The sequence below is a fragment of the Ralstonia pickettii genome, assembly GCF_030582395.1.
GTDB lineage: Bacteria > Pseudomonadota > Gammaproteobacteria > Burkholderiales > Burkholderiaceae > Ralstonia > Ralstonia pickettii_D.
In genome coordinates this window covers 2,806,338-2,827,329 of record NZ_CP104381.1, presented here as the reverse complement: position 1 = coordinate 2,827,329, position 20,992 = coordinate 2,806,338, and the positions used below count along the sequence as shown (strand labels likewise).

Sequence of the window (20,992 nt, the reverse complement as noted above, 5' to 3'; positions counted from 1 at the left end):
TCAGGCTTTGAACTGGTTGGTGACGCGCACGAGTTCGTCGAGCTTGGCGCGCGCGGCGCCCGAGGCGATCGCTTCGCGGGCCAGCTTCATGCCGTCGCCGATCGAGCCGGCAATGTTGGCCGCGTACAGTGCCGCACCGGCGTTGAGCGAGACGATCTCGCGCGGCGTGCCCGGCTTGTTTTCCAGCGCTTCGATCAGCATGGTTTTGGATTCGTCGGCGTCGGCCACCTTCAGGCTGCGGTTGGAGACCATCTGCAGCCCAAAGTCTTCCGGATGGATTTCGTATTCGGTCACCACGCCGTCCTTCAGTTCCCCGACCAGCGTGGCGGCACCCAGTGACACCTCGTCCATGCCGTCCTTGCCGTAGACGACCACGGCGTGCTTCGCGCCCAGCCGCTGCATCACGCGCACCTGAATGCCGACCAGGTCCGGATGGAACACGCCCATCAGAATATTCGGCGCGCCGGCCGGGTTGGTCAGCGGCCCAAGGATGTTGAAGATCGTGCGCACGCCCAGCTCCTTGCGGATCGGGGCGACGTTCTTCATGGCCGGGTGGTGGTTGGGCGCGAACATGAAGCCGATGCCGACCGTTTCGATCGATTCGGCCACCTGCTCGGGCGTGAGCATGATGTTCACGCCCAGCGCTTCGAGCACATCGGCACTGCCCGACTTGGAGCTGACGCCGCGTCCGCCATGTTTGGCGATGCGCGCGCCCGCGGCCGCCGCCACGAACATCGAGGCGGTGGAGATGTTGAAGGTGTTGGCGCCGTCGCCGCCCGTGCCGACGATGTCGACAAAGTGGTCGGACACCTCAGCGGGCACGTCGACCTTGGTGGCGAATTCGCGCATGACGGTGGCAGCGGCCGCGATCTCGCCGATGGTCTCTTTCTTGACGCGCAGCCCCATGGTGAGGGCGGCAGCCATGACGGGCGACATCTCGCCGCGCATGATGAGCCGCATCAAGTGCAGCATCTCGTCGTGGAAGATTTCGCGGTGCTCGATGCAGCGCGTCAGCGCTTCTTGCGGTGTAATGGTCATGGTCGTTTCGTATTCAGTTGGGCGCTGCCGGAGCCGCAGCCGGGGTGGCCGGCTGTGCGGCGTCGCGCAAGGCGCCGATGCGCTCGCGCGACAGATCGGCCTCGCACGCGGCTTCAGCCAGGTCGGCATCAGGCGTGTTGCGGGCCAGGCGGCGGGACAGGTCGCATTCGGCCTGTCGATAGAGTTGGTGTGCGCGCACGGTGCGGTCGAATGCCATGGCGGCGCCGCGGTCCATGCTTTTGTTGGCAGCGATGCGGGCGCGTAACGCAGTGCGGCGTGTCGATTCGGCAGATGCCAGTTCCGTTTGCGCCGCCTTGCGTGCGGTCTGCACGCATTGGGCGACGTTGCCGACCTCGGGCTGGGCGGCGCGGCAGGCTTCGAGCGTGCCGGCCATCGCTGGCAGGCTTGCCATCAGCGCCAGCGCCAGCGGCATGGCAATCGCGCACGCGCCGCGCATCAGACGCGTTCCTTCAGGAAGTTGCCGAGCAGCGCGTGGCCGTGTTCCGACAGGATCGATTCCGGGTGGAACTGCACACCTTCCACCGGCAGCGTCTTGTGGCGCACGCCCATGATTTCGCCGTCTTCGGTCCAGGCGGTAATTTCCAGGCAGTCGGGCAGTGTCTCGCGCTCGATCGCGAGCGAGTGATAGCGCGTCACCTTGAAATGCCGCGGCAGGTTGGCGAACACGCCCACGCCGGTGTTCTCGATGGTGCTGACCTTGCCGTGCATCACCTTCTGCGCGCGGATCACCCGCCCGCCAAATGCATCGGCAATGGCCTGGTGCCCGAGGCACACGCCCAGGATGGGCATGCGTCCCGCAAAGTGCTTGAGCGCCGGAACCAGGATGCCGGCTTCCGTGGGCGTGCACGGGCCGGGCGACAGGCAGATGCGCTCCGGATTCAGCTTTTCGATCTCTTCGATCGTGATCTCGTCGTTGCGCACCGTGTGCACGTCCTGGCCGAGTTCGCCGAAGTACTGGACGATGTTGTAGGTAAAGGAGTCGTAGTTATCGAGCATCAGCAGCATGGTGTTCTCCTTGACCTCAGAAATCGGCGTCGAGGCCGTCTTGCACTTGCTCGGCCGCACGCAGCACGGCGCGCGCCTTGTGTTCGGTTTCTCTCCATTCGGCATCCGGGTCCGAGTCGGCCACCACGCCGGCGGCGGCTTGCACATAGAGATTGCCGTCCTTGATGATGCCGGTGCGGATGGCGATCGCCAGGTCCATCTCGCCCGAGAACGAAAGGTAGCCCACCGCGCCGCCGTAGATGCCACGCTTGACCGGCTCCAGCTCGTCGATGATCTCCATCGCGCGCACCTTGGGCGCACCCGAGAGTGTGCCCGCCGGGAAGGTCGCGCGCAGCACGTCCATGTTGGTCATGCCGGGTTTCAGGCGCCCCTCGACCGAGCTGACGATGTGCTGCACGTGCGAGTACTTCTCGATGACCATCTGGTCTGTCACCTTGACGGAGCCGATTTCGGCAATGCGGCCGATGTCGTTGCGCGCCAGGTCGATCAGCATGACGTGCTCGGCGATTTCCTTCGGGTCGTTGAGCAGTTCGGTGGCCAGTTCGGCATCGCGTTCCGGGGTGCTGCCGCGCGGGCGGGTGCCGGCCAGCGGGCGGATCGTGACGATGCGGGCGGATTCGTCGGTGCTGTTGCCATTGGTTTCAGCAGCCGGCACACGACGCTCTTCCTGACGCACCAGGATTTCCGGCGATGCCCCGACGATCTGCATGTCGCCGAAATTGTAGAAGTACATGTACGGCGACGGGTTCAGCGAGCGCAGCGCGCGGTACAGCGACAGCGGCGCGTCGCGGAACGGCTTGACCAGGCGCTGGCCGATCTGCACCTGCATCATGTCGCCGGCGGCGATGTATTCCTTGGCCTTGAGTACGGCGGTGATGTAGTCCGTCTTGTCAAACTCGCGGATGGTGTCGGTGCGCACCGACGGCGAAGTCACGGGCACATCCACCGGCTGGTGCAGCTTGGTGCGCAGCGCGCGCAGGCGCTGCTTGGCACGGGAATACGCCTCGGGCTTGGACGGATCGGCGTAGACGATCAGGTAAAGCTTGCCTGACAGGTTATCGATGACGGCCAACTCTTCGCAGAGCATGAGCTGGATGTCGGGCAGTTGCAGATCATCGGGCGGGGCGGTTTCAGCCAGGCGCGGCTCGATGAAGCGCACGGCGTCGTAGCCAAAATAACCGGCGAGGCCGCCGCAGAAGCGGGGCAGGCCCGGGCGCAGAGCCACTTTCTGGCGGCGCTCGAACGCCGCAATGAAGTCCAGCGGATTGCCTTCGTTCGTTTCCACCACCTTGCCGTCGGTGACCACTTCCGTGCGATTGCCCTTCACGCGCAGCAGCGTGTGCGCATGCAGGCCGATGAAGGAGTAACGCCCAAAGCGCTCGCCGCCCACCACCGATTCCAGCAGGAACGTATGCGTGCCGCGATCGTGCGATTGCGCCAGCTTCAGATACAGCGACAGCGGCGTCTCCAGGTCGGCCAATGCCTCGGCAATCAGCGGAATGCGGTTGTAGCCCTGGTCGGCCAGCGATTTGAATTCGAGTTCGGTCATGAGCGGTCGGGTCGATTTGCCGAGCGGGCAGGTGCGCGCCCGCCGGCATGCGTTCGCTCCACGGCAAACGCAAGAGCGTCAATGATGCCGTCGGAACGTTAGCAGAACATCAGGGATGGGAACGCGCGAACGTCGTAAAAGCGACTGTGCGATCCCGCAAGGGTCGCCCGCAGCCGATAGCGGGCCAGCGGAAGACCGGCGGGCGGTCAGCGTTTGGGGCGGGAGACGCGGGGGGTGGTTTGGGCGGCGCGCTCGTGACGCGCCGAAATGCCGAAACCGAGGAAGAACGATCAGCAGCCGTGCAAACGCTTACGCCCGGACGAGGGCGTGCCAGGGCCGCCAGGGCCAAGCCCCCCGGTCACCACCAGCGTCGACGCGTTTGCGATTCAGGAACATGGATCGTCAGTTGGAAGCGGCAGAGACGGCGTTGTGTGGCTCTGCATAGGGCCGGATCAACTCGGCTGCCGCAAAAAGTGTGTCGACTATAGCATCGGCTCCCGCGCCCTGTATAGGCTGGCCGTGGTTGTAGCCATACGGCACCGCCAGCACGCGCATGCCGGCGGCACGGGCCGCGCGGGCGTCGTTTTCGGAGTCGCCGATGGCCACGATTTCAGCCGGCGCCACGCCAAATGCCTCGGCCACCCGCAGCATGGGGTACGGATCGGGCTTGCGATATTGGAAGGCGTCGCCTGGGTAGACCAGGTCGAAATACGTGTCCAGGCCGAGTTGTGCCAGAAGCGGCTGCGTAAAATCGTGTGGCTTGTTCGTCACGCACGCGAGGGAGAGACCCATGTCGCACAGCGCAGCCAGCCCCTCGCGCACACCTTCATACACGTTCACGTATTGACCGTTGATGGCGATGTAGGCGCGTTGGTACGCGTCCAGCCCTTCGGCAAAGCGGCTGTTGGCCTGGGCGGGTGGCAGGCGCGCATCCAGCACGCGCCGCACCAGATTTTCCGAGCCCTTGCCGACGTAGCCGACCACTTCCTCGGCCGGCATGTCCGGGGTGGCGCCAAGCGCCTCGAGCATCGCATTGATGGCGGCGTGGAAGTCGCCCGCCGTGTCGACCATCGTCCCGTCGAGGTCGATGATGACGGCGCGAACGGGGCCGGCGGGTAGCACGCCCGTCGTCATGCCAGGGAGGCCAGCGCTTGGCGCAACGCCCCCACGGTGCCCCGGTAGCCGCCATCCGCATCCGGCTTGCCGAAGACGGCCGAACCCGCGACGAAGGTGTCGGCGCCGGCCTTGGCAATCTCGGCGATGTTGTCGGCCTTCACCCCGCCGTCAATCTCAAGCAGGATCTTTCGGCCGGTCTTGTCTTGGTATGCGTCAAGCTTCTGGCGAACGGCGCGCAGCTTGTTCAGCGCCTCCGGGATGAACGACTGGCCGCCAAAACCCGGGTTGACCGACATGATCAGCACCATGTCCAGGCGATCCATCACGTGGTCAAGATAGTGCAGCGGCGTGGCCGGGTTGAAGACGAGGCCGGCCTTGCAGCCGTTGTCGCGGATCAGCGCGAGCGAGCGGTCGATGTGCTCGGAAGCTTCCGGGTGGAACGTGATCAGGTCGGCGCCGGCCTTGGCAAAGTCCGGAATGATGCGATCAACCGGGCTGACCATCAGGTGCACGTCGATCGGCACCGGCTTGCCGTCCTTTTGCGCGTGTGGGCGGATCGCCTCGCAAACCAGCGGCCCGACAGTCAGGTTCGGCACATAGTGGTTGTCCATCACATCGAAGTGAATCCAGTCGGCGCCCGATTCGAGCACGCGGCGCACTTCTTCGCCCAGGCGGGCAAAGTCGGCGGACAGGATGGACGGGGCGATGCGGAAACCGGACGGATCGATGGCTGCGGACATGATGGGAGACGGATAAGGCGCGCGAACTTTCACGCGAATGCGCAAAGAAGGGCGCTATTTTAGCCGGATCGGCTGTCTGCCCGCGCCTTGCCGCTGCCACGGCCATGCCGCACAATGGGCGCCAATTCTGATTGTGGATCGACATGCCCAGCTACGAACTCACCGTCCAGGTCCGGACGCGCTATCTGCCGGAGCAATCCGAGCCCGAGCAGGGCAACTACGCCTTCGCCTACACCATCACCATCCGCAACACCGGCGACGTGCCGAGCCAGCTCATTTCCCGCCACTGGGTGATTACCGACGCCGACGAGCGGGTGCAGGAAGTGAACGGCCTGGGCGTGGTCGGCCACCAGCCGCTGCTGCCGCCGGGCGAGTCGTTCGAATACACGAGCTGGGCGACCATCAAGACGCCCGTGGGCACGATGCGCGGCGAATACTTCTGCGTGGCGGAAGACGGCCACCGTTTCGAGGCGCCCATCCCCGAATTTGCGCTGGTGATGCCGCGCATGCTGCACTGATCGGGAATCAGGGCGCGTCGGAATTGGCGGCTTGAGAATCTTTTGGCGCCGCTTCGGTCGATTGCGAAGGCTTGGCTGCGTCGCTGTGGCGCGACGGGTGGTCGGGAGGCGCACGCAGCGGGCGCGGATGCTTCTTGGCGCCCGACATGGTCCAGATCACGATGAAGATCAGCAGGAACAGCGCCACGCCGGCCTCCAGGCCGAACAGCATCATCGGATGGTTTTCAAAGAATTGGCTCATGGTCGACGGTGGGAAGCTCGGGTGCGAGGCATTGTAGCCAAGCCCGCAGCCGCACCGGACAGGATGAAACACGCATGACAGCAGCAACCTTGGACGCATTGACACCAGCCCGCAACGCTCTGCGCCGCCGATGGGCTGCCCGGTTTGGTTCCTTTGCCGCAGCCCTGGTCGCCGCAATGCTGGCAGCCTGCACGAGCGGGCCTCCGCCGCGCGTCGAAACGCCGCAAGCGCCCACCGGCACGCTCGGCGGGCATCTGGCCCCCGCCACCTGGGCCGATGTGGCCGGCTGGACCGCCGATGACCTCGCCTCTGCCTGGCCCGCGCTCCAATCCAACTGCCAGGCGATGAAGCGCCGCGCCGATTGGTCGCGCGTGTGCGCCGCTGGCCTGATGGTCGATGCCGGCGACCCGATCGCCATGCGAGTCTTCTTTGAAGACAACTTCACGCCGTATCGCGTGGTGAAAGAGGACGGCACCGACAGCGGCCTCATCACCGGTTACTACGAACCGCTGCTGCGCGGCTCGCGCACCCGCCACGGGGTCTATCAGACGCCGCTGTACCGCATGCCCGCTGCATGGCGCGGCAAGACGCTGCCGGCGCGCGCGCAATTGATCCGCAGTCCGGCGCTTCAGGGGCAAGAAATTGTCTGGGTGGACGATCCGGTCGAAGCGGCGTTCCTACAGATCCAGGGTTCGGGCCAGGTCCAGTTGGAAGAGGGCGGCATCATGCGCCTGGGCGTGGGTGGTACGAACAACCAGCCGTTCCGCTCATTTGCGCGCTGGCTGCTCGACATGGGTGAGATCACACCCGTACAGGCGACCATGCAGGGCATCAAGGCCTGGGCGCGCGCCAATCCAAGTCGTGTGGAAGAGATGCTCAACATCAATCCGCGCTACGTGTTCTTTGCCGAGACGCCCGGCAACACGGGCGGCCCGATCGGCAAGCTGGGCGTGCCGCTCACGGACGAACGCTCGATCGCCGTTGATCCGACCTACATTCCGCTGGGCTCGCCGGTATTCCTGTCGACGACCAAGCCGCTGTCGACCGATCCGATCCAGAAGCTCGTGTTTGCGCAGGACGTGGGATCGGCCATTCGCGGTGCCGTGCGAGCCGACTATTACTTTGGCCATGGCGATGCTGCCGGCGATCTGGCCGGGCGCATGAAGCAGGCGGGGCGCCTGTGGGTGCTCGTTCCGAAGGGCGGCAGCGTCGGCGTCGCCACCCGCTAGGACGGACACGGACTAACCGCGCCGCAAGTCCACCACGCGGCGCGCCTTGCCGACTGACCGCTCGATTCCGCCGCTGGCGAGCGTCTCGATCGCGGCGGTCACCCCAATCAACGATTTGATGTCGTGCGCCAGTTGGCTGCTCGCCGACTGGGCCGCGTCAGCCGGCACGCCCAGCGCCGCCTCGATCCGCACCGTCAGCGTATCCAGCGGTCCTTCCTTGCCGAGCACGCATTGATAGTGCGGTGACAGCGCCGCGTGCTTGAGGATCAATTCCTCGATCTGCGATGGGAACACGTTCACACCGCGCACGATCATCATGTCGTCGCAGCGGCCGGTGATTTTTTCCATGCGCCGGAAGCCCGGGCGGGCGGTGCCCGGCAATAGACGCGTCAGATCGCGCGTGCGATAGCGCACCACGGGCATCGCTTCCTTGGTCAGCGACGTGAAGACCAGTTCGCCGAATTCGCCGTCGGGCAGCACCTCGCCGGTTTCCGGATCGATGATCTCTGGATAGAAATGGTCTTCCCAGATGGTCGGGCCGTCCTTGGTTTCGGCGCATTCGCTGGCGACGCCGGGTCCCATCACTTCTGACAGGCCGTAGATATCGACCGCTGAAAGCCCCATGCGCGCTTCGATGGCGCTGCGCATCTCGGGTGTCCATGGTTCGGCGCCGAAGATGCCGATCTGCAGGCTTGACGCCGCCGGGTCCATCCCCTGGCGCTCGAACTCGTCGGCAATCGCCAGCATGTAGCTGGGCGTCACCATGATGATCTGCGGCTGAAAATCGTTGATGAGCTGCACTTGCCGCTCGGTCTGTCCGCCGCCGAACGGGATGGCTGTCAGCCCCGCACGCTCCACGCCGTAATGCGCGCCCAGGCCCCCGGTGAACAGGCCGTAGCCGTAGCTCACGTGAACCTTGTCGCCGCGCCGGGCGCCCGCCGCCCGGATCGAGCGCGCCACCAAGCCGGCCCATGTATCGATGTCCGCCAGCGTGTAGCCGACGACCGTGGGTTTGCCGGTCGTACCCGACGACGCGTGGATGCGTGCGATCCGGTCCTGCGGCACCGCAAACATGCCGAACGGATAGTTGTCGCGCAGATCGGTTTTGGTGGTGAACGGAAACCTCGCCAGATCGGCAAGCGATCGCAAGTCCGACGGATGCACGCCCGCCGCGTCGAACTTGGCCCGGTAGGCGGGCACGTTCTCGTACGCATGCGCGAGGCTGCGCTTCAGGCGTTCAAGCTGCAGAGCCTGGATGGCGTCGCGGCTGGCGGTCTCGATCGGATCGAGCGGCAGGTCGGTCGAGCGGGGGCGCATGTGGTCTCCTCGGGGCGCCGTCGTGCGAACCTGCTCACGATCTTACTGCGCGTCCCGATCTTGGCCCTGCGATGCTCACCGTACCCATGTACGGTTGCGCTTCTCGGGCCAACCTCGGGCCGCTCGCTACGGATCGTGAACAGGTTCTGAGGCGTCCTCTAATGGTGAATGCGGTTTTGTGGGAGGCTTTATATCGAAGTCGAACTAGGGTTCTGCGCTGCCAGTGACCGGAATGACTGGGCCGCGAATCTGCGCGGACTTCCCTCGAAACATGGCGACCACCTCGCCGGCTTGGTTTGTTACGCGTACGTCGTAGATACCATGGCGACCGGATAACACCTGCTCGGTTGCCTCGGCGACGAGCACATCGCCGCCATGTGCCGGGCGCAGGAATTCGACGCTGCAACCAGCCGCCACCGTGTTGTGGTTGTGGCTGTTGCAGGCAAACGCAAAAGCCGAGTCGGCGAGCGTGAAGATGAGCCCACCATGGCAGGTGCGATGCCCGTTGAGGAATTCAGGCCGCACCGCCATGGACAGCCGTGCATAGCCGGGCGCGACCGCCTCCACGCGCATGCCGAGCCAGCGGGTGCAGGCATCAGCGTCGAACATGCTTTTGCAGGCCGCTTCGGCCAGGGCCTGCGCATCGTGGAGGGTCGTTTCTGTCACGCTGATGTCCTTATTCGCCGGTGAAATGCGCCACGCGCTTGTTGAGGAACGCGTCGACCCCCTCTGCATAGTCGCGGGAATTGCCGAGTTCGCGCTGCAAGTCGCGCTCCAGATCAAGCTGGGCGTCCAGCGACTGTGTGGGCGCCGCATGCATGGCGCGCTTGATGGCGGCCAGCGCCCGTGTCGGCTGCTTGGCCAGGTGGTCGGCCATGCAGTTCACCTCAGTCATCAGAATTTTTGCGTCGTGATAGACGCCCCAGATCAGCCCCCAGGCGAGCGCGGTCTTGGCGTCGAGCTTCTCCCCCAGCATTGCCAGCCCCATCGCCCGTGCCACCCCGATGCGCTGCGGCAGGAACCACGTCCCGCCCGAATCCGGCAGCAGGCCGATCTTTACGAAGGCTTGTAGGAAGCACGCGTTCTCGGCCGCCATCACGATGTCGCACGCCAGTGCCAGGTTGGCGCCCGCGCCGGCGGCCACGCCATTCACGGCGGCAATCACGGGCAGGGGCATGGCGCGCAGACGGCGCACCAGTGGGTTGAATTGCTCGTCGATGAGCTGGCCCAGGTCGGTCATCTGCCCTGGCGTGACATTGAGTTCCGAGAGATCCTGCCCCGCGCAGAAGCCGCGGCCCGCACCGGTCAGGATCAAGGCGCGGGCGCGCTGGCGCTCCACCTTGTCCAGCGCGTCGCGCAGTTCCCGGTGCATGCCGGCCGTGAAGCTGTTGAGCTGATCGGGCCGGTTCAGCGTGATGGTGGCCACATGTTCATGCCAGTCAAGCAGAATGGTCGGGCTGGTCATCTTGTCTCCTCCTCGGTCATCGGTTCATTGATTAACCGACCGGTTGGTCGGCTAATATTACATCCATTCCAACTGGAGCTTCCATGTCCTACGAAAACATTCTGGTCGAAACGCGCGGTCGCGTCGGTCTTATTACGCTCAATCGTCCGAAGGCGCTCAATGCCCTCAACGATGCGCTGATGGATGAACTTGGCGCCGCGCTGCTTGCCTTCGATGCCGATGCCAATATCGGGGCGATCGTCATCACCGGCAGTGAAAAGGCGTTTGCCGCGGGCGCAGATATCGGCGCCATGGCCGACTACGACTTCGCCACCGTCTATAAGAACGAATACATCACGCGCAACTGGGAAACCATCCGCCGCATCCGCAAGCCGGTGATCGCCGCGGTGGCCGGCTACGCGCTCGGCGGCGGCTGCGAACTGGCCATGATGTGCGACATCATCCTCGCCGCCGATACCGCCAAGTTCGGCCAGCCGGAAATCAAGCTCGGCACCATGCCCGGCGCAGGCGGCACGCAGCGCCTGCCGCGCGCCGTCTCCAAAGCCAAGGCCATGGACCTCTGCTTGACGGCCCGCATGATGGGCGCCGAGGAAGCTGAGCGCGCGGGCCTGGTCTCGCGCGTCATCCCCGCCGACAAGCTGCTCGACGAAGCCATCCAGGCCGCAGAGACCATTGCCGGGTTCTCGCTGCCCACGGTCATGATGATCAAAGAGTCGATCAACGCGGCCTACGAGACTTCGCTTAGCGAGGGCGTGCATCTGGAGCGCCGACTGTTCCATGCCACGTTCGCCACGGAAGACCAGAAGGAAGGCATGCGCGCGTTCGTCGAGAAGCGTGCGGCCACGTTCAAGCACCAATAAGGACAGTCCAGCCGGGTGACCTCGGGAATACCCGAGTAATGACATCGGGTATCTCGGGCCGTGTGTTGCGAGTCTTTTGCGGCCGCAATCCCATGCGTAGACTGGGCTGGCGGCTATTCTTCATGAAGTCGTCATCAACCCGTCACGACAAAGGTGTTGCCAAGCAACGGGAACCCGCCTATAGTTCGCCCCTCGCTGCAAAACACAGCGCCGAAACGTAAGTGACGGTGGTGGTGTTGGGTGGTGGAGAAGCAGGAGTGGAGCGGGTTTGCGGTCGATTGGGTGGTTGGCGATTGGCTGGGGATTCGGTGGTGGTTGGCGGCGCGTTGGTGGATAAAAAATCTTCGACGAGTTGTTGACAGCGACGAAAAAGCTCTGCATAATCTCGTTTCTCTGCTGCAGACAACGCAGCGACGCGGTGAACAAAGTTGATCGCGAAGTTCTTTAACAAGCAAACAGCCGATAAGTGTGGGCGCTTAATACTGGGTGCGGCGGATTTCGATCCGCTAGCTAACAAGTAATGAAGTGCTCGCACAGAAGTAAGGTTTGAACGAAAGTTCAAGTCAGATTCTGAGAGTGAGCGACCGCTCGTAAAGAGCGAAAACAGCAGATTGAACTGAAGAGTTTGATCCTGGCTCAGATTGAACGCTGGCGGCATGCCTTACACATGCAAGTCGAACGGCAGCATGATCTAGCTTGCTAGATTGATGGCGAGTGGCGAACGGGTGAGTAATACATCGGAACGTGCCCTGTAGTGGGGGATAACTAGTCGAAAGATTAGCTAATACCGCATACGACCTGAGGGTGAAAGTGGGGGACCGCAAGGCCTCATGCTATAGGAGCGGCCGATGTCTGATTAGCTAGTTGGTGAGGTAAAGGCTCACCAAGGCGACGATCAGTAGCTGGTCTGAGAGGACGATCAGCCACACTGGGACTGAGACACGGCCCAGACTCCTACGGGAGGCAGCAGTGGGGAATTTTGGACAATGGGCGAAAGCCTGATCCAGCAATGCCGCGTGTGTGAAGAAGGCCTTCGGGTTGTAAAGCACTTTTGTCCGGAAAGAAATGGCTCTGGTTAATACCTGGGGTCGATGACGGTACCGGAAGAATAAGGACCGGCTAACTACGTGCCAGCAGCCGCGGTAATACGTAGGGTCCAAGCGTTAATCGGAATTACTGGGCGTAAAGCGTGCGCAGGCGGTTGTGCAAGACCGATGTGAAATCCCCGAGCTTAACTTGGGAATTGCATTGGTGACTGCACGGCTAGAGTGTGTCAGAGGGGGGTAGAATTCCACGTGTAGCAGTGAAATGCGTAGAGATGTGGAGGAATACCGATGGCGAAGGCAGCCCCCTGGGATAACACTGACGCTCATGCACGAAAGCGTGGGGAGCAAACAGGATTAGATACCCTGGTAGTCCACGCCCTAAACGATGTCAACTAGTTGTTGGGGATTCATTTCCTTAGTAACGTAGCTAACGCGTGAAGTTGACCGCCTGGGGAGTACGGTCGCAAGATTAAAACTCAAAGGAATTGACGGGGACCCGCACAAGCGGTGGATGATGTGGATTAATTCGATGCAACGCGAAAAACCTTACCTACCCTTGACATGCCACTAACGAAGCAGAGATGCATTAGGTGCTCGAAAGAGAAAGTGGACACAGGTGCTGCATGGCTGTCGTCAGCTCGTGTCGTGAGATGTTGGGTTAAGTCCCGCAACGAGCGCAACCCTTGTCTCTAGTTGCTACGAAAGGGCACTCTAGAGAGACTGCCGGTGACAAACCGGAGGAAGGTGGGGATGACGTCAAGTCCTCATGGCCCTTATGGGTAGGGCTTCACACGTCATACAATGGTGCATACAGAGGGTTGCCAAGCCGCGAGGTGGAGCTAATCCCAGAAAATGCATCGTAGTCCGGATCGTAGTCTGCAACTCGACTACGTGAAGCTGGAATCGCTAGTAATCGCGGATCAGCATGCCGCGGTGAATACGTTCCCGGGTCTTGTACACACCGCCCGTCACACCATGGGAGTGGGCTTTACCAGAAGTAGTTAGCCTAACCGCAAGGAGGGCGATTACCACGGTAGGGTTCATGACTGGGGTGAAGTCGTAACAAGGTAGCCGTATCGGAAGGTGCGGCTGGATCACCTCCTTTAAGAGCGTGCATCCGACGTTAGGCGTCCACACTTATCGGTTTGTTTGATGTTACAGCCAAGGGTCTGTAGCTCAGGTGGTTAGAGCACCGTCTTGATAAGGCGGGGGTCGTAGGTTCAAGTCCTACCAGACCCACCAAGTTACGGACGGTGGAAGAAGTTCTCTGCCGTGACTGGGGGATTAGCTCAGCTGGGAGAGCACCTGCTTTGCAAGCAGGGGGTCGTCGGTTCGATCCCGTCATCCTCCACCATTACCTTTTGGTTACCAAACGCAAGCATCGACGCGGTGTCGATGGTGTTTGCGTTTGGCCTAGCCAAGACGAGCGTAAAAGTTCGGCTGTTCTTTAACAATATGGAATGTAGTAAAGGTGTCGCGGTGCGTTGATGAGGCGCACATATAAAACGCGACACTGGGTTGTGATTGTATCAACCAGTATTACCAGAGCAATCGATGAGATTGTCTTGGAATACGGCACAACGCGAGAACTCAGCCTATAGCGAGACATACTCGTTATAGGGTCAAGCGAATAAGTGCATGTGGTGGATGCCTTGGCGATTACAGGCGATGAAGGACGTAGTAGCCTGCGAAAAGCTGCGGGGAGCTGGCAAACGAGCTTTGATCCGCAGATATCCGAATGGGGAAACCCGGCCCGTATGGGTCATCTGTTACTGAATACATAGGTAACAGAAGCGAACGCAGTGAACTGAAACATCTAAGTAGCTGCAGGAACAGAAATCAACCGAGATTCCCAAAGTAGTGGCGAGCGAAATGGGATCAGCCTTGTACTCTTTAGCAGTATTGTTAGCAAAGCGGAATGGAAAGTCCGGCCATAGTGGGTGATAGCCCCGTATGCGAAAACAGTATTGTGGAACTAGGTGTACGACAAGTAGGGCGGGACACGTGAAATCCTGTCTGAAGATGGGGGGACCATCCTCCAAGGCTAAATACTCGTAATCGACCGATAGTGAACCAGTACCGTGAGGGAAAGGCGAAAAGAACCCCGGGAGGGGAGTGAAATAGATCCTGAAACCGCATGCATACAAACAGTCGGAGCCTGGAAACGGGTGACGGCGTACCTTTTGTATAATGGGTCAGCGACTTACATTCAGTGGCAAGCTTAACCGATTAGGGAAGGCGTAGCGAAAGCGAGTCCGAATAGGGCGTTCAGTCGCTGGGTGTAGACCCGAAACCAAGTGATCTATCCATGGCCAGGTTGAAGGTGCGGTAACACGTACTGGAGGACCGAACCCACTAACGTTGAAAAGTTAGGGGATGAGCTGTGGATAGGGGTGAAAGGCTAAACAAACTTGGAAATAGCTGGTTCTCTCCGAAAACTATTTAGGTAGTGCCTCGTGTCTCACCTTCGGGGGTAGAGCACTGTCATGGTTGGGGGGTCTATTGCTGATTACCCCGCCATAGCAAACTCCGAATACCGAAGAGTGCAATCACGGGAGACAGACATCGGGTGCTAACGTCCGGTGTCAAGAGGGAAACAACCCAGACCGCCAGCTAAGGTCCCTAAATATTGCTAAGTGGGAAACGAAGTGGGAAGGCTAAAACAGTCAGGAGGTTGGCTTAGAAGCAGCCACCCTTTAAAGAAAGCGTAATAGCTCACTGATCGAGTCGTCCTGCGCGGAAGATGTAACGGGGCTAAGCAATATACCGAAGCTGCGGATGCACGTAAGTGCATGGTAGGAGAGCGTTCTGTAAGCCTGTGAAGGTGTCTTGTAAAGGATGCTGGAGGTATCAGAAGTGCGAATGCTGACATGAGTAGCGATAAAGGGGGTGAAAGGCCCCCTCGCCGTAAGCCCAAGGTTTCCTACGCAACGTTCATCGGCGTAGGGTGAGTCGGCCCCTAAGGCGAGGCAGAGATGCGTAGCTGATGGGAAGCAGGTTAATATTCCTGCACCGTCGTATGATGCGATGGGGGGACGGATCGCGGAAGGTTGTCCGGGTGTTGGATGTCCCGGTCCCTGCATTGGAGATGGCACTTAGGCAAATCCGGGTGCGTGATTCAAGGGTGTGGGGCGAGCGACTTTAGGTCGCGAAGCAATTGGAAGTGGTTCCAAGAAAAGCCTCTAAGCTTCAGTCATACGAGACCGTACCGCAAACCGACACAGGTGGGCGAGATGAGTATTCTAAGGCGCTTGAGAGAACTCGGGAGAAGGAACTCGGCAAATTGGTACCGTAACTTCGGGATAAGGTACGCCCTTGTAGTTTGACTGGCTCGCGCCAGAAGGACGAAGGGGTTGCAATAAAATGGTGGCTGCGACTGTTTAATAAAAACACAGCACTCTGCAAACACGAAAGTGGACGTATAGGGTGTGACGCCTGCCCGGTGCCGGAAGATTAAATGATGGGGTGCAAGCTCTTGATTGAAGTCCCGGTAAACGGCGGCCGTAACTATAACGGTCCTAAGGTAGCGAAATTCCTTGTCGGGTAAGTTCCGACCTGCACGAATGGCGTAACGATGGCCACACTGTCTCCTCCCGAGACTCAGCGAAGTTGAAGTGTTTGTGATGATGCAATCTCCCCGCGGCTAGACGGAAAGACCCCATGAACCTTTACTGTAGCTTTGCATTGGACTTTGAACCGATCTGTGTAGGATAGGTGGGAGGCTTTGAAACCGGGACGCTAGTTTCGGTGGAGCCGTCCTTGAAATACCACCCTGGTTTGTTTGAGGTTCTAACCTTGGCCCGTGAATCCGGGTCGGGGACAGTGCATGGTAGGCAGTTTGACTGGGGCGGTCTCCTCCCAAAGTGTAACGGAGGAGTTCGAAGGTACGCTTGGTACGGTCGGACATCGTACCTAAAGTGCAATGGCAAAAGCGTGCTTAACTGCGAGACCGACAAGTCGAGCAGGTGCGAAAGCAGGACATAGTGATCCGGTGGTTCTGTATGGAAGGGCCATCGCTCAACGGATAAAAGGTACTCTGGGGATAACAGGCTGATACCGCCCAAGAGTTCATATCGACGGCGGTGTTTGGCACCTCGATGTCGGCTCATCTCATCCTGGGGCTGTAGCCGGTCCCAAGGGTATGGCTGTTCGCCATTTAAAGAGGTACGTGAGCTGGGTTTAAAACGTCGTGAGACAGTTTGGTCCCTATCTGCCGTGGGCGTTGGAATCTTGACGGGGGCTGCTCCTAGTACGAGAGGACCGGAGTGGACGTACCGCTGGTGTACCTGTTGTCTCGCCAGAGGCATCGCAGGGTAGCTATGTACGGAAGAGATAACCGCTGAAAGCATCTAAGCGGGAAACTTGCCTGAAGATGAGGATTCCCTGGAGACTTGATCTCCCTGAAGGGTCGTTCGAGACCAGGACGTTGATAGGCTGGGTGTGGAAGCGCAGTAATGCGTTCAGCTAACCAGTACTAATTGCCCGTGCGGCTTGATCCTATAACCGGTATGTTTCCGGCTGGGTCCGCCTTGTGCCTGATACACATCACTCACAACCCCAAATCTACATTCCCATATTGGTCGCGTTGACCCCGTCAACGTGGCAACAAGTCATAGCCTGGTGACCATAGCGAGTCGGTACCACCCCTTCCCATCCCGAACAGGACCGTGAAACGACTCCGCGCCGATGATAGTGCGGATTCCCGTGTGAAAGTAGGTCATCGCCAGGCTCTCCCCATACAACACCCCAGCTCAATCTTTGCGCTGGGGTGTTTGTCTTTGCGCGCTCAGCTTCGATACCCGGCTTCTCCTGGCACATCTTGGTCCGGTGAACCAGATCGGCTCATTGCTGCGTGGAACGAGCCTCCGTTGCTCAATCGGTTCGTATTACTGATGCAAGCGGCTGACTAGCTACGTGCCAAAAATTTCTCGACAAGACGAACCCAATAGGTGGCGCCAAGCGGCAGCAATTCATCATTGAAATCGTAACTGGGGTTGTGCAGCATGCACGGCCCGAGCCCATGCCCTTGCTCGCGGTGGTCCCCATCGCCGTTGCCGATGAAGGCGAAGCAACCCGGCTTCTCGATCAGCATGAACGAGAAATCTTCAGCGCCCATGGTCGGGTCGATATTGGCGTCAACGTTATCTGCGCCCACGAGCTCGCGCATGACTGCCGCTGCGAACTGCGTTTCGGCTTCCGTGTTGACGGTCGGGGGATAGTTGCGATGGAAGATGAAGTCGACAGTGCAATCGTATGCGGAGGCGATGCCCTTCGAGACTTCTTCCATGCGACGTTCGATCAAGTCGAGGACCTCTGTCGAGAATGTGCGTACCGTACCGCCAATCCACGCTTCGTCCGGGATGATGTTGGTCGCATCGCCAGCGTGGAACTGGGTGACAGAAAGGACTGCCGTGTCGATCGGCCGCTTGTTGCGGGTGATGATGCCCTGTAGCGCAGAGACCACCTGAGCGCCCACAAACACCGGATCGTTGCCGTTGTGTGGCAGCGCGGCGTGCGCACCCTTTCCCTTGATCGTGATGCGGAATTCGTTGCTCGATGCCATCAGGGCACCAGCGCGTGTACCGAATGCGCCGACCGGCACGCCCGGCCAGTTATGCAGGCCGAAGACGGCATCGCACGGGAATCGATCGAACAGCCCGTCCTTGATCATCTCGCGTGCGCCGCCGCCGCCTTCTTCGGCGGGCTGGAAAATCAGATTCACGGTGCCGCTGAAATTGCGGTGCTTCGCCAAGTAATGTGCTGCGCCGAGCAGCATTGCCGTGTGGCCGTCGTGGCCGCACGCGTGCATCTTGCCGTCGTGCTTTGAGCGATGCTCGAACTGGTTGGCTTCCGCAAGCGGCAGGGCGTCCATATCGGCGCGCAGGCCGATGCTCTTGCCTTCACCGTTGCGGATCACACCGACCAGGCCGGTTTTGCCAAGGCCCCGATGCACTTCGATGCCCCATTCGGCGAGCTTTGCGGAGACCAGATCGGAGGTGCGCTGCTCTTCGAAGCAGAGTTCTGGGTGCGCGTGAATGTCGCGGCGCAGCGCCTGGATCTCAGGCTGCGCGGCTTGGATTTCTGGGATCAGCTTCATGGGATGCTCGTATTCAGGCTGAAAGTTCGGAGTCACGTCCGATGATACGCCGAAGGGCGATCTCCGACCGGCTGTCAGCCAATTGCTTGATCTGTCCATGCACCTGCGTATGGTTTCCTCACGCCGCAGTTCGAGCGCCCCCGCGTACCGATGAAGATATGCCACCGAAACGCCTACACTGGAGGTTCGCCCATTGACCGAGCGGCCGATGCCGGCTTCCCGCCGCGGTTTTGCCCGCTTTGTGAACGACTCTGAGCCCATCATGTCTGCTGACATTATCGCTGCTGCATCGCAGCCCTCCGATGAAGTCCAGCAATTGATCCGCACGCTGGTGGCATTCGACACCGTTAGCCGCAATTCGAACCTCGGATTGATCGAGTGGGTGCGCGATCGCCTGCGGGCGCAGGGCGCGGATTGCCGGCTCACATATGACGCGACGGGCGGCAAGGCGAATCTGTTTGCGACGCTGTCGCCGGGTCGCAAGCCGGGGCTCGTGCTGTCGGGGCATACCGATGTGGTGCCCGTCGATGGCCAACCCTGGGATACAGACCCATTCGACGCACAAATCCGCGATGGTCGCCTGTACGGGCGTGGCACGGCCGACATGAAGAGCTTCATTGCCGTTGCACTCGCAAATGTGCCGGCGTTCATGGCGGCGGAGGGCGACGCCAGTTTTCATCTTTCGCTATCGTACGACGAAGAGATCGGCTGCGTCGGCGTGCGCAGCCTGCTGCGTGACCTCGAGGCGGGCGGCATTCAGCCTGCCGGTTGCATCGTCGGCGAACCCACGTCGATGCGCGCCATCATTGCGCACAAGGGCAAGCGTGAATACCGATGCTGCGTGCGAGGCAAGGAAGCGCATTCCGCGTTGACGCCCCAGGGCGTGAACGCGATCGAGTTTGCTGCACTGCTGATCGCCCATATTCGTTCGCTGGCTGCGCGGCTGGCGGCAGAAGAGGCACGCGACGTTGATTTCGTCGTGCCGCACACGACGCTGAATACGGGCACGATCAAGGGCGGCATTGCCGCCAACGTGGTCCCGCGCGATTGCGAATTCACTTTCGATTTCCGCTATCTGCCGGGCACCGATCCGGACTGGCTTTTCGGCGAGGTGGAACGTTATGCGCACCAGACGCTGTTGCCGCAGATGCGCGAGATTTCTGCTGACGCCGACATCAGCTTCATGATGAAGGCCAACACGCCGGGGCTATCGAGCGCGCCGTCGCACGAGCTGGTGGCGCTTGCGCAAGCGTTGGCCGATAGCCGCGGCGCGGTTGGCAAGGTCGACTATGGGACGGAAGCGGGACTTTTCTCCCGCGCAGGCATTCCGAGCGTGGTCTGCGGCCCCGGCAACATCGAGCAGGCGCACAAGCCGAACGAGTACATCGAACTCGCGCAGATCGCGCAGTGTGAAGCGTTCATGCGGCGCCTCGCTCAGCAACAGCCACAAGTGCAGCCGGCCTAAACGAAAAAACCGGGCACAAGGCCCGGTTTCTTTTTGGTCGCGATGCCCGTTCAGCGGATGACTTGGCCGTTCGAGTTGATGATGGTCATCTCAACAAACTTGGAGCCCACGTGGTTGGAGGGCGAGAAGTTGACGTTGAACCCTCCGACGTCGTAATTGCCCATCGACTCCAGCGCCCCGATGAACTTCTCACGCGTCAGGTCGCGCCCAGCACGCTTGAGACCTTCAACGAAGACGCGCGCCGCGACGTAGCCTTCAATGCTTCCGTAGTCGAAATCGGTAATGCCGTCGGACTTGAGCAGCTTCTGGTAGTCGCGCACTAGTGGCGACGCACCGCTATACGGATACGGCATCACCTGCGAGATGATCACGCCGCCGCCGGCCTTGCCCAACGTATTGGCCAGCGCCTTGGTGCCAACGAACGACACGTTGTAGAACTGCCCCGCGTATCCCTGTTCCTGCGCCCCTTTCACCAGCGCAGCCACCGTCTGGTAAGCGCTGATGAGGACGATCGCGTCCGGTTTCTGCGCGAGCACGGTCCCGACAGCGCCTTTCACATCGGTGGTGTTGCGCACCACGCTCGCCTGTGCGGCCAGCGACACGCCCTGGTTGGCGGGAAGTTTCAGCGCGCGCTGCACGCCATCGAGCCCCGCCTTGCCGTACGCATCGTCGTTGTAGACCACGGCAATGCGCTTGAGGCCGGTCGTGCGGATCTGCTGGACGATGGCGGCGGTTTCGTCGTTGTATCCGGCGCGCACGTGGAACACGTTGCGCGCGAAGGGCTCTCGCAGTGCTGTTGCGCCCGAGTACGGTGCAAAGAACGGCACGCCTGCGGGGTTGGCGATCTTCAGCGCCGCCAGACTGGTCGGTGTGCCGACATAGCCGAACAGTGCAAAGACTTTTGTGTCGTCGATCAGTGTCTTGGTGTTGCGGGCCGTCGCATCGGGCTCGTAGAAATCGTCGAGCACCTTCAGCTCGATCTTGCGACCGTTGACGCCGCCTGCCGCATTGACGGCGTTGAAATAAAGCTGGGCGCCACGGTTCATCTGCTGGCCAAGCTGTGCTGCCGGGCCGCTCATCGGGGCCGATTGGCCGACGATGATTGCGTCGTTGGTCACGCCCGTTTCAGCGTGTGCGCCGCTCCAAGTCATGCCGATGATGCCCGCTGCGAACATGGCCAGCAGCGCGGTGATTCTGCGAGATTGCATTGCTCTCCCCCGAGAGTTGATTTGCCCGGCATCATAGCTAAACGGGCAGGGGAGGCAAACAGAATCGGGCGGGTTGC

The 20,992-nt window shown here is 61.0% G+C and carries 16 protein-coding genes, 2 tRNA genes and 3 rRNA genes; 9 read left to right on the top strand and 12 right to left on the bottom strand.

Going from position 1 to position 20,992, the window contains the following annotated elements; translation table 11 throughout:
• The 6 genes from trpD to rpe form a co-directional block, all read right to left on the bottom strand.
• On the bottom strand, nt 1-1,038 hold the full coding sequence (gene trpD, locus N5B55_RS13635; protein WP_009241999.1) for an anthranilate phosphoribosyltransferase: 1,038 nt from the start codon (nt 1,036-1,038) through the stop codon (nt 1-3).
• A gap of 13 nt (nt 1,039-1,051) precedes the next feature.
• A complete protein-coding gene (locus N5B55_RS13630; protein WP_304538445.1) occupies nt 1,052-1,495 on the bottom strand; it encodes a lysozyme inhibitor LprI family protein in 444 nt (147 codons plus the stop codon).
• Nucleotides 1,495-2,064 carry an aminodeoxychorismate/anthranilate synthase component II gene (locus N5B55_RS13625; RefSeq protein WP_009242001.1) on the bottom strand — a complete coding sequence of 190 codons (570 nt, stop codon included), beginning with the start codon at nt 2,062-2,064 and terminating at the stop codon, nt 1,495-1,497. Before N5B55_RS13625 ends, N5B55_RS13630 begins: the two co-directional genes overlap by 1 nt.
• A 16-nt stretch (nt 2,065-2,080) precedes the next feature.
• Nucleotides 2,081-3,613: an anthranilate synthase component I gene (trpE, locus tag N5B55_RS13620; RefSeq protein ID WP_304538444.1), complete on the bottom strand. Its 1,533-nt coding sequence runs from the start codon at nt 3,611-3,613 to the stop codon at nt 2,081-2,083.
• A 402-nt stretch (nt 3,614-4,015) separates the two neighbouring features.
• Nucleotides 4,016-4,747 (bottom strand): phosphoglycolate phosphatase, encoded by a 732-nt coding sequence (locus tag N5B55_RS13615; RefSeq protein WP_304538443.1) that lies wholly within the window; start codon nt 4,745-4,747, stop codon nt 4,016-4,018.
• Nucleotides 4,744-5,469, bottom strand: coding sequence for a ribulose-phosphate 3-epimerase (gene rpe / locus N5B55_RS13610; protein ID WP_009242004.1), 726 nt, complete (start codon nt 5,467-5,469; stop codon nt 4,744-4,746). The genes N5B55_RS13615 and rpe overlap by 4 nt, the downstream gene beginning before the upstream one ends.
• A 143-nt stretch (nt 5,470-5,612) precedes the next feature.
• Here rpe and apaG point away from each other — a divergent pair, with 143 nt between their 5' ends.
• On the top strand, nt 5,613-5,987 hold the full coding sequence (apaG, locus tag N5B55_RS13605; RefSeq protein ID WP_065856131.1) for a Co2+/Mg2+ efflux protein ApaG: 375 nt from the start codon (nt 5,613-5,615) through the stop codon (nt 5,985-5,987).
• A gap of 7 nt (nt 5,988-5,994) precedes the next feature.
• Here apaG and N5B55_RS13600 read toward each other — a convergent pair whose 3' ends face one another.
• Nucleotides 5,995-6,228 carry a hypothetical protein gene (locus N5B55_RS13600; protein ID WP_012763037.1) on the bottom strand — a complete coding sequence of 78 codons (234 nt, stop codon included), beginning with the start codon at nt 6,226-6,228 and terminating at the stop codon, nt 5,995-5,997.
• A gap of 74 nt (nt 6,229-6,302) precedes the next feature.
• Here N5B55_RS13600 and mltA point away from each other — a divergent pair, with 74 nt between their 5' ends.
• Nucleotides 6,303-7,457, top strand: coding sequence for a murein transglycosylase A (gene mltA / locus N5B55_RS13595; protein WP_178961206.1), 1,155 nt, complete (start codon nt 6,303-6,305; stop codon nt 7,455-7,457).
• A gap of 12 nt (nt 7,458-7,469) precedes the next feature.
• On the opposite strand, the gene paaK is transcribed toward mltA, so the two are convergent.
• The 3 genes from paaK to paaG form a co-directional block, all read right to left on the bottom strand.
• Complete coding sequence (gene paaK / locus N5B55_RS13590; RefSeq protein ID WP_154209248.1) at nt 7,470-8,774, bottom strand: phenylacetate--CoA ligase PaaK; 1,305 nt, start codon at nt 8,772-8,774, stop codon at nt 7,470-7,472.
• A gap of 204 nt (nt 8,775-8,978) precedes the next feature.
• Nucleotides 8,979-9,446, bottom strand: coding sequence for a hydroxyphenylacetyl-CoA thioesterase PaaI (gene paaI / locus N5B55_RS13585; protein WP_254659096.1), 468 nt, complete (start codon nt 9,444-9,446; stop codon nt 8,979-8,981).
• 4 nt (nt 9,447-9,450) lie between these two features.
• Nucleotides 9,451-10,239: a 2-(1,2-epoxy-1,2-dihydrophenyl)acetyl-CoA isomerase PaaG gene (paaG, locus tag N5B55_RS13580; protein WP_009242010.1), complete on the bottom strand. Its 789-nt coding sequence runs from the start codon at nt 10,237-10,239 to the stop codon at nt 9,451-9,453.
• An 83-nt stretch (nt 10,240-10,322) separates the two neighbouring features.
• Between paaG and N5B55_RS13575 the strand changes: the two genes are divergently transcribed.
• From N5B55_RS13575 to rrf, 6 genes are all read left to right on the top strand, one after another.
• Entirely contained in the window at nt 10,323-11,099 is a 777-nt protein-coding gene (locus tag N5B55_RS13575) for an enoyl-CoA hydratase (RefSeq protein WP_206274010.1), read from the top strand.
• Between the two features lie 613 nt (nt 11,100-11,712).
• Nucleotides 11,713-13,250: ribosomal RNA gene (locus tag N5B55_RS13570) — 16S ribosomal RNA — on the top strand.
• A gap of 60 nt (nt 13,251-13,310) precedes the next feature.
• Nucleotides 13,311-13,387: transfer RNA gene (locus N5B55_RS13565), tRNA-Ile, on the top strand.
• A gap of 36 nt (nt 13,388-13,423) precedes the next feature.
• A tRNA-Ala gene (locus tag N5B55_RS13560) sits at nt 13,424-13,499 on the top strand.
• Nucleotides 13,500-13,765: 266 nt separating this feature from the next.
• Nucleotides 13,766-16,644 (top strand): 23S ribosomal RNA (locus N5B55_RS13555).
• A 117-nt stretch (nt 16,645-16,761) separates the two neighbouring features.
• Nucleotides 16,762-16,874, top strand: a 5S ribosomal RNA gene (rrf, locus tag N5B55_RS13550).
• The 16S, 23S and 5S rRNA genes sit together here with 2 tRNA genes alongside, the layout of an rRNA operon.
• Nucleotides 16,875-17,051: 177 nt before the next feature.
• Here rrf and N5B55_RS13545 read toward each other — a convergent pair.
• Complete coding sequence (locus N5B55_RS13545; protein WP_304538442.1) at nt 17,052-18,242, bottom strand: M20 aminoacylase family protein; 1,191 nt, start codon at nt 18,240-18,242, stop codon at nt 17,052-17,054.
• 262 nt (nt 18,243-18,504) lie between these two features.
• Between N5B55_RS13545 and argE the strand changes: the two genes are divergently transcribed.
• Nucleotides 18,505-19,707, top strand: coding sequence for an acetylornithine deacetylase (argE, locus tag N5B55_RS13540; protein WP_304538441.1), 1,203 nt, complete (start codon nt 18,505-18,507; stop codon nt 19,705-19,707).
• A 50-nt stretch (nt 19,708-19,757) separates the two neighbouring features.
• On the opposite strand, the gene N5B55_RS13535 is transcribed toward argE, so the two are convergent.
• Complete coding sequence (locus tag N5B55_RS13535) at nt 19,758-20,915, bottom strand: ABC transporter substrate-binding protein (protein WP_065856117.1); 1,158 nt, start codon at nt 20,913-20,915, stop codon at nt 19,758-19,760.
• Nucleotides 20,916-20,992 lie beyond the last annotated feature (77 nt).